Origin of the sequence: Aquipseudomonas guryensis, from assembly GCF_014164785.1 — a bacterium.
Classification (GTDB): domain Bacteria; phylum Pseudomonadota; class Gammaproteobacteria; order Pseudomonadales; family Pseudomonadaceae; genus Aquipseudomonas; species Aquipseudomonas guryensis.
Genome location: NZ_JACJFN010000001.1, coordinates 1,555,827 through 1,568,997, shown reverse-complemented (window position 1 = coordinate 1,568,997; position 13,171 = coordinate 1,555,827). Strand labels below are relative to the sequence as shown.

Here is a 13,171-nt window from a genome sequence, read left to right as displayed (position 1 = left end):
CGCCATGTTTCCGGTGATGAAATCCGCTAGCAAGATCAATGGCATCGCTTTCATCCTGATGCTCGCCGTGATGCTGGTCTACTCGCTGCCCGCGGTGTTCAGCTTCGCCAAGACCCAGTCGCAGGCCAAGGCCTTCGAACTGTTTATGAGCGGCGCGCTGCTGCGCAAGTTCGAGGACTATTACGACAAGGGCTTCTTCCTCCGCGACCCGTCCATCGAGATGTGGGCCAGCGCCCAGTACCTGCTGTTTCGCGAGGGCTCCAGCGGCGTGGTGCTGGGTCGCGAGGGCTGGCTGTTCACCAACGAGGAGTACCGCCTGCCCAACGCTTACCAACAGGCGCTGGACAGCAACGTGGCGAAGATCGCCGCCGTGGAGAAGACCCTCAAGGCGCACAACAAGCGCCTGATCGTGCTGCCGCTGCCGATGAAGCTGGATGTCTATGCCGAATACGCCGCGCGCACGCCGAACAGCCGCTCGCAGCAGCTGTATGGCGACTTCATCGCCCAGTTACGTTCCAGCAGCATCGAAGCAGCGCCGCTGCGCGATGCCTTCCTCGCGCAGAAAGACCAGCAGCCGCTGTTCCTCAGGACCGACACCCACTGGACGCCCTTCGGTGCGCGCCTGGCCGCCCAGGAACTGGCGCGCCAGCATCCGGAGCTGATCGGCAGCGCCGCCTACAGCTCGCGCCAGGTGGCCGAGAAGAGCCTACCCGGAGACCTGAGCAACTACCTGCAGTTCAACCCTGGGCTGGCTCCAGAGCGCTTCACCCCGTCGCCGCTGGCAGTCTTCGAAACCCTCAAGGACAACCAGGAAGTCAGCGACGCCGCGCTGTTCGGCGACAGCGAGCAGCCGATCATGCTGGTCGGCTCCAGCTACACCAAGATCGACGACTGGAACTTCCAGGGCTTCCTCAAGGAGTCATTGAAGACCGATCTACAGACCACCGCGGTCGAGGCTCGCGGGCCTTACTACGCGATGGAGCAGTTCCTCCAGGGTGAGCAACTGCAGGACCCGGCCATCACCACGGTGATCTGGGAGTTCCCCCTGCGCACCCTGCTCCGCGAAGAACCCACCAGTGCCGGATGGCAAGCCGCCGCCGAGCAATTTTTCTAAGGAGCCTGACCATGAAGCATTTCCTGTTCGCTGCCACCCAACCCCTGTTGCTCGCCCTGGCCCTGCTCGGCTCGCTGCCCGCCAGCGCCCAGGACGGCAACGCCGCCCTCTACGACGCCGTGGCCCCGGCCGGCTCGGCCTATATCCGGGTGCTCAACCTGGCGCCCGGCGGCGCCGAGATGATGGTCAGCGGCAAGAGCGCTGCGCAGAAGGTCGGTGCCGGCCAGCTCGGCAACTACCTGTTCATCACACCCGGCGCGCACAAGGTGACGGTCAACCAGAGCAGCGTGGATATCAACCTGCAGCCGAAGACAGCCATGACCCTGGTCTACAACGGCAGTGGCCTGGTGCAGATCGCCGACCAGTACGTCGAGGACACCAAGAAGGCGCAGATTGCCTTCTACAACCTCACCGACAAGCCCATGGCGCTGAAGACCCTGGACGGCAAGCATGCGGTGGTCGAAGGCGTGGCGCAGAACGGCACCGGCACGCGCATGGTCAACGAGGTCAAGATCGGCTTCGCCGCCTATGCCGGCGAGCAGAACGTGGCCAAGTTCGGCGAGCTGTTCCTCAAGAAGGGCCGCTCCTACTCCTACGTGGTCATCCCGGAAGGCAGTGGCTACCGCGCCATTGGCCTGATGAACGGCCTGGACAGCATCAAGTAGAGCGCCCATGAAGACAGCCCAGCGCCTGATCGCCAGCTTACTGCTGCTTGCCGCACCGCCCCTGCAGGCCGATGAGCAGTGCGGCCTGGAATGCCTGCTGTGCCCCGGCCTGGCAGACCCCGCGCACTATGCCGAAGGCATCATGAAGGCGATGAAGCACATCGCCCCCGGCGAAGGCACCTGGCTGTTTCGTTCCGAGGTCGACCTGAGCAACCAGTTCGGCATCCCGGCCGAGATGCAGCCGCAGTTCAAGCGCCTGATCGATGCCTTCGCCGCCAAGCAGGTGCAGGTGGTGATCGCCGTGCAACCGACCCGCGGCATGATGCACCGCGACAAGGTGCGCGCCGACAGCGCCTACGGCTTCGACTACGCCCTGGCCCGGCGCAACCTGGAAACCTTCCTCGGCCAGTTGCGCGCCGGCGGTGCCCTGGTGCCGGACATCCTGCCGCTGGTGGATAAGCCGCCGCAGCCGGATTACTTCTTCCGCCGTGACCACCACTGGACCCCAACCGGTGCCCAGGCCACCGCCCGTATCGTCGCCGACACGGTGCTGCAGCAGCCGTTCTACGCCGGGCTGAGCAAGAAGACTTACCGCACCGAGCCCAGCGTCATGGTGCCCAAGGACGGCACCATGAGCCGCGGGCTGAAGCGCATTTGCGGTAACAACTATGGTTTCCAGTACGTGCGCGGCTTCCAGACGGTGCCGGCGGGTGACGACATGAGTGCGCTGTTCGAGGAAACCTCGACTCCGGAAGTGATCCTGGTCGGCACCAGCAACTCGGCCAACCGCGACGACGAGACCAAGAACTACAACTTCGACGGCTACCTCAAGGAGTACCTCAGCGTCGACATCCTCAACCTGGCGCTGCCCGGCGCCGGCCAGGAAGGCGCGCTGCTCAACTACCTGCAGTCGGCCGACTACTCGCCGGACGCCCCGCCAAAGATGATCATCTGGGAGCTGCCGGCCAGTTTCCGCCTGGAAGACCCACTGATGTATCGCCAGCTGCTACCGGCGATCCAGGGCGGCTGCGCCAAGGCGCAAGTGCTGGCCAGCGAGCAACGCGAGCTGCCGCCGCTGCAGGTCGATCAGCGCCTGGAAATCCTCAGCAACAGCGGCGCCCAGCGGCAGAACTTCGCCGACCTGCCGGGCTTTCTCGATATCAAGCTGAGCGACAAGAACCTCAAGGATTTCTACATCATCACCTATTACGACAATGGCCAGCGCGACAAGGTCTGGTACCGCCGCGAAGCCATCGTCGAGGGCGGCCAGTTCTACCTGGAGCTGAGCAAGGCCAAGGAGTTTCGCGGCGCCAACCTGCTCTCGGTATTCTTCGAACCCACCGAGGCGCTGACCGAGCCGGGCAGCGTGGAGGTCAAGCTATGCCGCTGAAGCTGAGCACGCTGAGCGCACTGCTGGCCCTCGCCGCCGGCGGCGTGCAGGCGCAGTCGATCTGGCCGCCGCAGCCCAGCGCGCTGAGTACCGAGGTCGGCGACTACCGTGCGGCGAGTTGCCCCAAGCCGGTGCTCAAGCCTTATACCGGGCCGCTGCTGATCGACAGCAAGTACGACCAGAGCGACGCCAGCAAATCGACCCTGAGTGGCAAGCAGTCGAAACAATCCAAAGAGCTGCACGCCCACCTGACCGCGTTCAACCAGCGCCTGGCGCAGTTCGCCGACTACTACCTGGCCGCCAGCAAGCCGCAACAGGCGACTGTCGCTCTGGCCTGCCTCGACCAGTGGCTGCAAGCCTGGGCCGTCGCCGGCGCCCTGGAAAGCCGCGAGACCAACAAGACCGGCATCGCCGCACGCAAGTGGTCGCTGGCCGCCATCGCCTCCACCCTGCTCAAGACCCAGGCCCTGAGTGGCGGCCAGCCGCAGCTATCGCAGGAGCAAGAGCAGTGGCTGGCGCGCCTGGCCGAGCTGGTGATCGCGGATTACAGCCCGCGCCAGCAACCCGGCTTCGCCTATTTCAACAACCACGATTACTGGGCCGCCTGGGCCGTCGCCGCCACCGGCATTCTGCTGGAGCGGCCTGCCTATATCGCCTGGGGCGAGCGCAACTTTCGCCTGGCGCTGGCGCAGATCACTCCGTCCACCCAGGGCGACTACGCCTACCTGCCCAATGAACTGGCCCGTGGCCGCCTGGCCGCCAACTACACCCACTACGCCCTGGTGCCACTGGTGCTGCTGGCCGAGTCCAGCCAGCGCAACGGCCCCGGCCTGAGCGCGGCGGATGCCACCAAATTGCAGCAACTGGCCAACTTCGCCGTGCGCAGCGTGCTCGACGCCGATGAGCTGAGCGAGCTACAGGGCAAAGAACAGGAGGCAGTACCGGCGCACAAGATGACCTGGTTGCTGCCCTTCCTCAGTCGCTATCCGCAACACGCCTTGGCACGCCAGCTGTACCAGGACGAAGACGGCGCCGTGGATGCCTACGGCCAGCTCGGCGGGCGCCTCAAACCGCTCTACCCCAACCTTCCCTGACCTGCGAGGTGCCACCGTGGCCCGGCTCACTGCATCCCTCGGCACACTGCTCGTCGCCCTGCTGCTGGCTCCACCGTTGCTGGCGCAGACCCTCTATCGCCATCAGATCGAGGCGCTGCCCAGCCAACCACAGCAACAGACCCTGGCCGAGTTGCTGGCCAGCAACAACCCCAGCGTAATGGCCACACAACTGGCGTTGCGCCTGCCGACAGGCCGCGCACGGGTCAGCCAACCGCAACTGTTTTCCGCCCAGCGCGGCAGCTGGCCATTCGAGCCGTTGGTCGGCAGCGGCCTGTTCAAGGTCATCGCCGCCTACCAGAGCCAGCACCCACGGGCCCTGCAGATCGACGCCGGGAGCATCGACCTGGCCCAGCTGGAACGCGCGGTGGCCAATCCGCAGATCCTCCGTCGGCACAAGGACGGCTACCTGCTCAGCTACCCGCTGCTGATCGGACCCCAGGCCGCCCTGCTGATCAACGACACCCAGCTGTACCTGAACAGCCGCAGTGGCGCCGCGCTGATCAACCAGGGCCAGCTGCAACTGCAGCGCAGCCAGCTGCAGAGCTGGAGCGGCAGCAGCGACAGCGACGACCCGGCGCTGTTTCGCCCCTTCATCCTGGCCTGGGCCGGCAGCAGCACCTGGATCGAGGACTCCAGCCTCACCCGCCTGGGCTACAACGCCCACCTTACCCGCGGCCTGAGCACTCGCCGCAGCGCCAGTCAGGGGCCGGGCGTGGCGCCAGCCCGACTGCTGATCCGCAATAGCCGCTTGCGCGAGATGGCCAGCGGCGCCGAGCTGCACAATGCCCTGGCGCTGATCGACGACTCGCGTTTCGACGACCTGCAGCAGTACGCCATCGACCTGCACGACAGCCACCTGAGCCTGCGCCTGAATCACATCAAAAACGTGCGCAACCAGAGTGCGATCCGCATTGCCGGGGCCAGCAGCGGCGATGTCACGCAGAACCTGATCCTCGCCAGCGGCAAGGCCGCCATCGAGGTCAGCGCGCAGTCGGGTGACCTGAGCCTGCGCGACAACCTGATCGGCAACAGCGGCAGCCACGGCATTCAGCTGCAGGGCCACAGCGGCGGGCGCCTGCTGCTGGCCGGTAACCTGATCGCCAACAGCGCCAGCAGCGGGATCGACGGCGAGAACCTCGACAGCGCGCTGATCGTCGCCAACCGCATCAGCGCCTCGCCGGAATACGCCATCAGCCTGCGCAGCAGCCAGGCGCAGCAGGGCGAGATCGGCCTGTTCGACAATCAGTTGGCCAGCAGTGGCAAGTCGATGATCCGCAGCGAAGGCGTGCGCCAGCTGCAATTGGGCGGTAACCGTTTCCAGGGCGTGGCGGTCAATCAGGCGCTGCTGGCCGGCGACCTGCAGGCGGTGCAGAGCCTGCTGCTGGAAACCACGCTCAAGCAGGGCTGCTTCGCCCGCCTGCAGCTCACCAGCAGCTCCCTGCCGATCATCCCGCAACCGCAGGTCAACCACTGCACGCAGGGCTAGCAGTGCTGAGCTGATTACTCTGCCGGCGGCTCTTCGGCGACCGGCTGTTCATCGAGCAAGGGCGCCAGCAGTAGCGCATGGGTGCGCCCAGCGGTGTCACGGCCGAGGGCGGTGATGACGCCGCGCTCGTTGATACCCAGCGCCGCCTCGACAGTCCAGCCATAGGCATCGGGCAACAGCTCGTTGAGGTTGCGCATGCCCTCGGCTTGGCTCCAGACAAAGCCCTGGGCCGTGGTGGCCGTATCGCTCTGGCCGACCACGCTGCCACTGTCATTGACGCCCTTGGCGTAGCTGTTGCTGCCGCCCAGAGTGCCGAGGTCCAGCATGCCCGTGGCGGGTGTCCACAGGAAGGCATGCTCGACGCCCCCCGCCGTGGCATAGCCGACCACACTGCCGTTGTTGCTGATCGCCTTGCCGTAGCTCTTGCCGCCATCCAGGGTGCCGAGATCCTGCATGCCCTGGGCACTGTCCCAGCGAAAGGCGTGGGTATAAGGGCCGATATTGCTGAAACCGGCGACCTGGCCACTGTCGTTGATCCCGGTGGCATAGCTGTTGCTGCTGGCCGTGCCGAGGGTGCCGAGATTCTGCATGCCGGTTTCGGCCGTCCAGCGATAGGCGCGGCTCTTGCCCGTACTGATCTGGCTGTAACCGGCCACCTGCCCGGCATTGTTGATTTCACGGGCATTGCTGGTGGCGCCGCCCAGGGTACCGAGCAGCTGCATGCCGGTTGCGGCCGACCAGATGAAGGCCTGCTCGCTACTGCCCTGCAGGCCATAGCCGACCACCTGCTGCTGGTCATTGATGCCGTAGGCGTAACTGGTATTGCCGCCCAGCGTGCCGAGGTCGAACATGCCGCCGGCCGCCGTCCAGGCAAAGGCATGGGCGCCAGTGCCGGCATAGCTGTAGCCGACCACATCGGCATTCTCGTTGAGGCTGTGTGGCACGCTGTAGGAGTTGGGCACCAGGCTGCCGAGATCAATCAGGGCGTAGAACTGGGCTGAGGCATGCTGCGCGAGCACCGCGAGCGCGATGCCGATGGTGACTGCAGTCGGTTTGAAGACGCTGGACATGACACATATACCCCAAGGCAAAGCACGTGAGGGCAGATGAGCAAGGGCGCGGGGCCAGAATTGGGAGAGAGGTATTGCCTGCCACTTTCAAGCAAGTGGTCTGGCTTGATTAAGTGCCGCAAAAGCCCTGCAGTCAAGAGCGCGGCCGGCCTGTGGGGGACTTTGTCGACATTGCGCTTCGCGCGCCGCCGAACGGTAGCCCGCCGGGCCTGAATGACAGCGCAGAAACTCCGTTAAAGCTCTGCCCCTGCCTTGACCTTGGCAGCTGGCGGAGCAGCCTGCACCAGGTCGGCAGCCTGTATAACGGTTTTCGGCCGAATCAGGCTGAAGTCGATCAGGTTCTGCGGCTGTTCAGGGTTACCGATCAGCAGCGGCCGAGGTTTGAACGCGGCACTCACCAGGCTCTTGCTGGCGTCGAACTCGGCATAGCGCAGCCCGGCCAGATCCGACCAGGTGTGGATGAAGTGTGAACTGCTGTAGGGCCGCTGCAGGGCCATGCTGACATCACGCGGCTGCGCGGCCTGCCAGCGCGGGGAGTTCCAGACGATGAAGGGGATGGTGTACATCGGGCTGGTCGGCGCCGCCTCGTTGCGCCCGAGCACCTCGTCCTTCGGCGCATCGAACACCGCCTCACCATGGTCGGCCAGGTACAGCAGGAAGCCATTGGGGTCGCTGGCGGCGAAGCTTTTGATCAGGCTGGCGACCACATGGTCGTTGTAGCGCACGGCATTGTCGTAGCTGTTGTAGGTGGGCAGCTGGTCGTCGCTGACCGAATCGGGCACGCCGCTGCGATCGGTGAACTGCTCGAACTCCTGCGGATAGCGGTACTGGTAGCTCATGTGCGTACCGAGCAGGTGCACCACGATGAACTTGCGCGGTGCGCTATCGGCCAGCACCTTGGCGAACGGCTCGAACACGTCGCCATCGTACTGGCGGGCATTCTGCTCGCGGTTGTTGTTCAGGTAGAACTGCTCATCGGCCTGCTTGGAGAAGGTGGTGAGCATGGTGTTGCGCTTGGTGATGGTCTGCTGGTTGGTGATCCAGTAGGTCTTGTAGCCGGCCTGCTTCATCAGATTCACCAGCGACGGCGTGCTCAGGTAGGCCTCGGGGTTCTCCTGGTCGGCGAAGGTCAGCACCTGCTGCAGCGCCTCGATGGTGTAGGGCCGCGGGGTGACCACGTTGTCGAACACCTGCAGCTGGTCGCGCAGCTGGTCCAGCTCGGGCGTGGTCTGCCGCGGGTAGCCATACAGGCTCATGCGCTGGCGGTTGGTCGACTCGCCGATCACCAGCACCAGGGTCGCCGGCTGGCCGGCATGGGCATCCTGCAGATTCTGCAACGGCGCGATGCGCTTGCTGCCCTCCAGCAGGGCCTGCATGTTGGCCAGCTGCGTGCGGTACTGGCGATAACCCACCACCAGCTGCCAGGGCGTGGCCGGTTCGATGCGTTCCTCGAAGTTTTCCAGGGCGGCCAGTGGGTCGTCATGCTTGCTGAACTGGCGGATCGCCGGGTAACCGACCGAGGCGAACAGCACCGCCAGCGAGGCCAGCAGCGCCACAGGACGCGTCAGGTAGACCGGCCGCACCTGGCGCCACAGCAGCCAGGCACCCAGCCCATAGGCGAGGAATGCCGGCACCATCCACCAGGCGAAATACTGCGCCAGGTACTCGCTGCCTTCGCTCACGTTCGACTCGAACAGGATGAAGATGACGCTCTGCGAGAACTCCTGGCCGTAGATCAGGAAGTAACCGAAGCCGGCCAGCGAACACAGCCACAAGGCACCACCGAGCACGGCCGCGAGCAGGCGCGCACGTGCGGGAAACAGCAGCAACGGCACCAGCCACAGGGCACTGAGCAAAAACGCCTGGCGAAACCCGGCAAACCCGGCGGTACCGGTCAGCTGGATCAGCAGCTGGGTCACCCCGGAGAAGTACCAGAAGAACAGGAACATCCAGCCCAGGCCGGCCCAGTCGATAGCCGCCCGCTTCGTCGCCACCCGCTCAGTTACCGTCATTGCCGCCCAACCCTACGCAGTCGATTGCCGGCAAGTGCCGGCCTATCTGCTTACTGTGGGCGGTCTAGCGTGAAAACTTCGTCAAATACCGGCGTGCTCACTGCAGATGAAAATGCGCGGTGTTCTGCGCCAGGCTGCGACTGCCGGCGCTGAGGCGGTCGGCCACGCCATGCACGGCCTGGGCGCCATCGAGCAGGCGCGCGGCGGCCTGGTCGACCTGCTGGATATTGCCGCTGACCTCCTCGGCCGTCGCCGCCTGCTGCTCCACCGCCGTGGCGATCTGGGTGAGCATGTCGCTGACCCGCTGCACCGCGCTGGCGATCTCGCCCAGGTGCTCGCCCAGCTCGGTGACCGCGCCGGCATCCACCTCGGCCTGACTGCAGGCCGCCTGCATCAACTCGACCGACTGCACGGCAACGCGCTGCAGGCTTTCCACCGTGGCGCTGATCTCGCGGGTCGACTCCTGGGTGCGTTGCGACAGGCTGCGTACTTCATCGGCGACCACGGCGAAGCCGCGGCCCTGCTCGCCGGCACGTGCCGCTTCGATGGCCGCGTTGAGGGCAAGCAGGTTGGTCTGCTCGGCGATGCCCTTGATCACATCGACCACCCGGTTGATCTGCTGGGCCTGTTCGCGCAGCTCGCCGAGTGCCGTGGCGGCATCGCCCAACTGGCGGGTCAGCTGATGCATGCTGGCGGTGGTCTGCACGCTGCGCTGGTTGCTGGCTTCGGCCACATGGCGGGTCTGGGTGGCATCCTGGGCGGCCATCTCGCAGTTCTCCGCCACGCTCTGCGCGGTGGCAGCCATCTGCGTGGCGGCCGCAGCAATCTGACTGACCTGCTGCTGTTGCTGTTCCACCGCACGCAGCGCCACCTGCGCCTGGTCGCTGAGCACAACGACCGTATCACCCAGCTCGGCGGTCTCCTGATTGACCCCCTGCAACGAACCACGCAACTGCGCCACCGCGTCATTGAGCGCCACGCCGATCAGTGCCAGCTCATCCTGGCCATGCACGGTGACATGGCTGCGTAGGTCGCCATCGCGCAGCTGCTGCGCCAGCGAGGTGATGCGCGCGGCACTGGCGCGGATCGACGCCTGCAGGCAGAGCAAGGCATACAACGCCAGCACCACCATGATGGTGAAGGCGCCGAGGGTCAGGATCAGCGCGCGCAGGGCCTGCGCCCGATACTGTTGCAGACGCTGGTCGAGCGCCGCCAGGGTGGCCTCCTGCAGGCGCGCGATATGCGCCTGGGTGGCATCCATGCCCTGCTCGAAACTGGCCACGTCGAGGCTGATGCCGCCATCGCCATACATCTTCTGGTCGAGCTGCTGGAGCCAGTCGTCGAGCCCAGCCAGGCTCTGTACATAACTCTCCTTCCAGGCGGCCAGGGACTTGGGCAGCTTGCCCTCGAGGTTCTCGCCGAACTTGCCCAGCTGCAGGCGCGACTCGCCGGTGGCGCTGCGGATCTCGCGCAGCTGCAGACGGCTCTGCAGGCTGAACTGGCCGGCGGCTACCGCCCCCTGGCCCACGCTGGCCAGCACGCCCAGTTGTTGCTGCAGGCGTGGCGCGCCCTGGGTGGACATCTGCATCAGCAGGTAGGTTTCCAGCCAGGGATCGAGAATCAACCCGCTCTCGGTAGCGATCTGCTCACGCAGGCTGACCAGCTGCTGCAAGGCCAGGGTGAAGCGGTCATAGGCATCCGGCCACCAGCCGACGCTGCTCAGCGCCTGGCCGCCGAGGCCTTCGCGCAGCCCCTGCAGCGCCTGCAGGCGTTCCGTGACATGGCTGCTGGCAGCCTCGTCAGCGAGCACCTGCTGCAGCTGTTGCAGCGCCTCGTCCAGACCCGCCTCACCCTGCTGCAGGCGGGTCAGCGCGGCCTGGCTCTCGGCACTGACCTGGCGATTGCGCTCGGAGGCCTTCCAGCGCGCGGTCAGGTTGCGCTGGGCCACCAGCGCCAGCTCGACCCGGTCCAGCGCTTGTAGCTGACGCACCCCGGCGCGCTCACCATCGACCACCCAGAGTTTCTCCAGGTAGGTCTGGCCAATCACCCAGGCGGCATAGGCCAGCGGCAAAATGAACATCAACGCCAGCAACTGGAACTTGCGGGCGAAACGGAAGCGCTCGAGCGTGCGCATCCCCGGCTTCAATAACGCGTTCATCGCCGAACTCCTCAATCAGACGAACCTGCGGAGCGCTGGAGCCAGCAATTGCCGAGCCAGGCGCTGCAAACCTCGAGACTATTCGATAGCTATCGCCAGCCTCGCCGACTTCATGAATGAAACGATAGAAGCAATGCGCCACTAACCTGCAGAAATGCGCCATGCGGTGCATTTTTAGCGCAGAAACGACAACGCCCCCGGACCTTGCGGGCCGGGGGCGTTGAATGCAGTGTTTAGCTAGAAATTACTTCTTGCTGTGGCGCTTACGGTCGGTTTCGCTGAGGAACTTCTTGCGCAGACGGATCGACTTCGGCGTGACTTCCACCAGCTCGTCGTCATCGATGAATTCCAGGGCCTGCTCAAGGGTGAACTTGATCGGCGGCACCAGGGCGATGGTTTCGTCTTTGCCGGAAGCACGCATGTTGTCGAGCTTCTTGCCTTTGGTGGGGTTGATCACCAGGTCGTTGTCACGGCTGTTGATACCGCACAGCTGGCCTTCGTAGATTTCCTGGCCCGGCTCGAGGAACAGCTTGCCGCGATCCTGCAGGGTTTCCAGCGAGTAGGTCAGGGCTTTACCGGTGGCCATGGAGACCAGTACGCCGTTCTGGCGGTGGCCGACTTCACCGGACTTGATCGGGCCGTAGTGGCTGAAGGTCGAAGTCAGGATGCCGCTGCCCGAGGTCATGGTCAGGAAGGAGTTACGGAAACCGATCAGGCCGCGAGCCGGAATGGTGTACTCCAGGCGGATACGACCCTTGCCATCCGGAACCATGTTGGTCAGGTCGCCCTTGCGCAGACCCATCTGCTCCATCAGAGCACCCTGGTGGGTTTCTTCGATGTCGACGATGACGTTCTCGTAGGGTTCCTGCTTCTCGCCGTTGACTTCCTTGATCACCACTTCCGGACGGCCGACGGCCATCTCGAAGCCTTCGCGGCGCATGGTTTCGATCAGTACCGAGAGGTGCAGTTCGCCACGGCCGGAGACCTTGAACTTGTCGGCCGAGTCGCCTTCTTCAACGCGCAGAGCCACGTTGTGCAGCAGTTCTTTTTCCAGACGCTCTTTGATGTTGCGGCTGGTGACGAACTTGCCTTCTTTACCGCAGAACGGCGAGTCGTTGACCTGGAAGGTCATGGACACGGTCGGCTCGTCGACGGACAGCGGCGGCAGGGCTTCGACGTTGTTCATGTCGCACAGGGTGTCGGAGATGTACAGCTCGTCCATGCCGCTGACGCAGACAATGTCGCCAGCCTGGGCTTCGCCGACTTCGACGCGGTGCAGGCCGGAGTGACCCATGATCTTCAGGATGCGGCCCTGACGCTTCTTGCCGTCGGCGCCGATGGCCACCACCGGGGTGTTGGTCTTGACCTTGCCGCGAGCGATACGGCCGATACCGATCACACCGAGGAAGCTGTTGTAGTCCAGCTGGGAGATCTGCATCTGGAACGGACCGTCGACGTCGACTTTCGGCGCCGGCACGTGGTCAACGATGGCCTGGAACAGGGCGTCCATGTGGTCGTCCATCTTCTCGTGGTCCAGACCGGCGATGCCGTTCAGGGCACTGGCGTAGACGATCGGGAAGTCCAGCTGCTCTTCGGTGGCACCGAGGTTGTCGAACAGGTCGAAGATCTGGTCGATAACCCAGTCCGGACGCGCGCCCGGACGGTCGATCTTGTTCACCACCACGATCGGACGCAGGCCGGCCTTGAACGCCTTCTGGGTCACGAAACGGGTCTGCGGCATCGGGCCGTCCTGGGCGTCGACCACCAGCAGTACGGAGTCAACCATCGACATCACGCGCTCTACTTCACCGCCGAAGTCAGCGTGCCCGGGGGTGTCAACGATGTTGATGTCGTAGCCGTTCCACTTCAGGGCGGTGTTCTTCGCCAGAATGGTGATGCCACGCTCTTTTTCCTGGTCGTTGGAGTCCATCACGCGCTCGGATTCCAGCTCTTTGCGGTCGAGGGTGCCGGACAGGCGCAGGAGTTTGTCTACCAGGGTGGTCTTGCCATGGTCGACGTGGGCGATGATGGCGATGTTACGGAGATTTTCGATCACGGATGTCGTCTCGATTGATGATTCTGAAGTCGTTGGCGGCGCAGTTTACGCAGCCAGGATGAATAGCGGGTGAATGCGCGGCCGGTCGGGAGGGCGGTGACGGAT

The 13,171-nt window shown here is 64.7% G+C and carries 9 protein-coding genes; 5 read left to right on the top strand and 4 right to left on the bottom strand.

The annotated features are described in order from the left end of the window. The first annotated feature begins 4 nt into the window (after window positions 1-4). The 5 genes from H3H45_RS07095 to H3H45_RS20280 are packed head-to-tail and all read left to right on the top strand — an operon-like array spanning window position 5 to window position 5,770. On the top strand, window positions 5-1,114 hold the full coding sequence (locus H3H45_RS07095) for an alginate O-acetyltransferase (protein ID WP_182832995.1): 1,110 nt from the start codon (window positions 5-7) through the stop codon (window positions 1,112-1,114). 11 nt (window positions 1,115-1,125) lie between these two features. After that, on the top strand, window positions 1,126-1,779 hold the full coding sequence (locus H3H45_RS07090) for an alginate O-acetyltransferase AlgF (RefSeq protein ID WP_182832994.1): 654 nt from the start codon (window positions 1,126-1,128) through the stop codon (window positions 1,777-1,779). A 7-nt stretch (window positions 1,780-1,786) separates the two neighbouring features. Continuing rightward, on the top strand, window positions 1,787-3,169 hold the full coding sequence (locus tag H3H45_RS07085) for an alginate O-acetyltransferase AlgX-related protein (protein ID WP_182832993.1): 1,383 nt from the start codon (window positions 1,787-1,789) through the stop codon (window positions 3,167-3,169). After that, window positions 3,160-4,263 carry a polysaccharide lyase gene (locus H3H45_RS07080; RefSeq protein ID WP_182832992.1) on the top strand — a complete coding sequence of 368 codons (1,104 nt, stop codon included), beginning with the start codon at window positions 3,160-3,162 and terminating at the stop codon, window positions 4,261-4,263. Before H3H45_RS07085 ends, H3H45_RS07080 begins: the two co-directional genes overlap by 10 nt. A gap of 16 nt (window positions 4,264-4,279) precedes the next feature. Then, window positions 4,280-5,770 carry a right-handed parallel beta-helix repeat-containing protein gene (locus H3H45_RS20280; RefSeq protein WP_182832991.1) on the top strand — a complete coding sequence of 497 codons (1,491 nt, stop codon included), beginning with the start codon at window positions 4,280-4,282 and terminating at the stop codon, window positions 5,768-5,770. A 14-nt stretch (window positions 5,771-5,784) separates the two neighbouring features. On the opposite strand, the gene H3H45_RS07070 is transcribed toward H3H45_RS20280, so the two are convergent. The 4 genes from H3H45_RS07070 to typA form a co-directional block, all read right to left on the bottom strand. Then, a complete protein-coding gene (locus tag H3H45_RS07070) occupies window positions 5,785-6,840 on the bottom strand; it encodes an HAF repeat-containing protein (RefSeq protein ID WP_182832990.1) in 1,056 nt (351 codons plus the stop codon). Window positions 6,841-7,073: 233 nt separating this feature from the next. Then, window positions 7,074-8,852 (bottom strand): phosphoethanolamine transferase CptA, encoded by a 1,779-nt coding sequence (gene cptA, locus H3H45_RS07065; protein WP_182832989.1) that lies wholly within the window; start codon window positions 8,850-8,852, stop codon window positions 7,074-7,076. Window positions 8,853-8,949: 97 nt separating this feature from the next. Next, window positions 8,950-11,010, bottom strand: a complete 2,061-nt coding sequence (locus H3H45_RS07060; RefSeq protein ID WP_182832988.1) for a methyl-accepting chemotaxis protein — start codon at window positions 11,008-11,010, stop codon at window positions 8,950-8,952. Window positions 11,011-11,254: 244 nt separating this feature from the next. Then, entirely contained in the window at window positions 11,255-13,066 is a 1,812-nt protein-coding gene (gene typA, locus H3H45_RS07055; RefSeq protein WP_182832987.1) for a translational GTPase TypA, read from the bottom strand. Window positions 13,067-13,171: the final 105 nt, after the last annotated feature.

Bases quoted from the DNA above. Each gene is read 5' to 3' on its own strand.
- H3H45_RS07090 (WP_182832994.1), top strand. From the start codon at position 1,126: ATGAAGCATTTCCTGTTCGCTGCCACCCAACCCCTGTTGCTCGCCCTG.
- H3H45_RS07095 (WP_182832995.1), top strand. From the start codon at position 5: ATGTTTCCGGTGATGAAATCCGCTAGCAAGATCAATGGCATCGCTTTC.
- H3H45_RS07060 (WP_182832988.1), bottom strand. From the start codon at position 11,010: ATGAACGCGTTATTGAAGCCGGGGATGCGCACGCTCGAGCGCTTCCGT.
- cptA (WP_182832989.1), bottom strand. From the start codon at position 8,852: ATGACGGTAACTGAGCGGGTGGCGACGAAGCGGGCGGCTATCGACTGG.
- H3H45_RS07080 (WP_182832992.1), top strand. From the start codon at position 3,160: ATGCCGCTGAAGCTGAGCACGCTGAGCGCACTGCTGGCCCTCGCCGCC.
- H3H45_RS07085 (WP_182832993.1), top strand. From the start codon at position 1,787: ATGAAGACAGCCCAGCGCCTGATCGCCAGCTTACTGCTGCTTGCCGCA.
- H3H45_RS07070 (WP_182832990.1), bottom strand. From the start codon at position 6,840: ATGTCCAGCGTCTTCAAACCGACTGCAGTCACCATCGGCATCGCGCTC.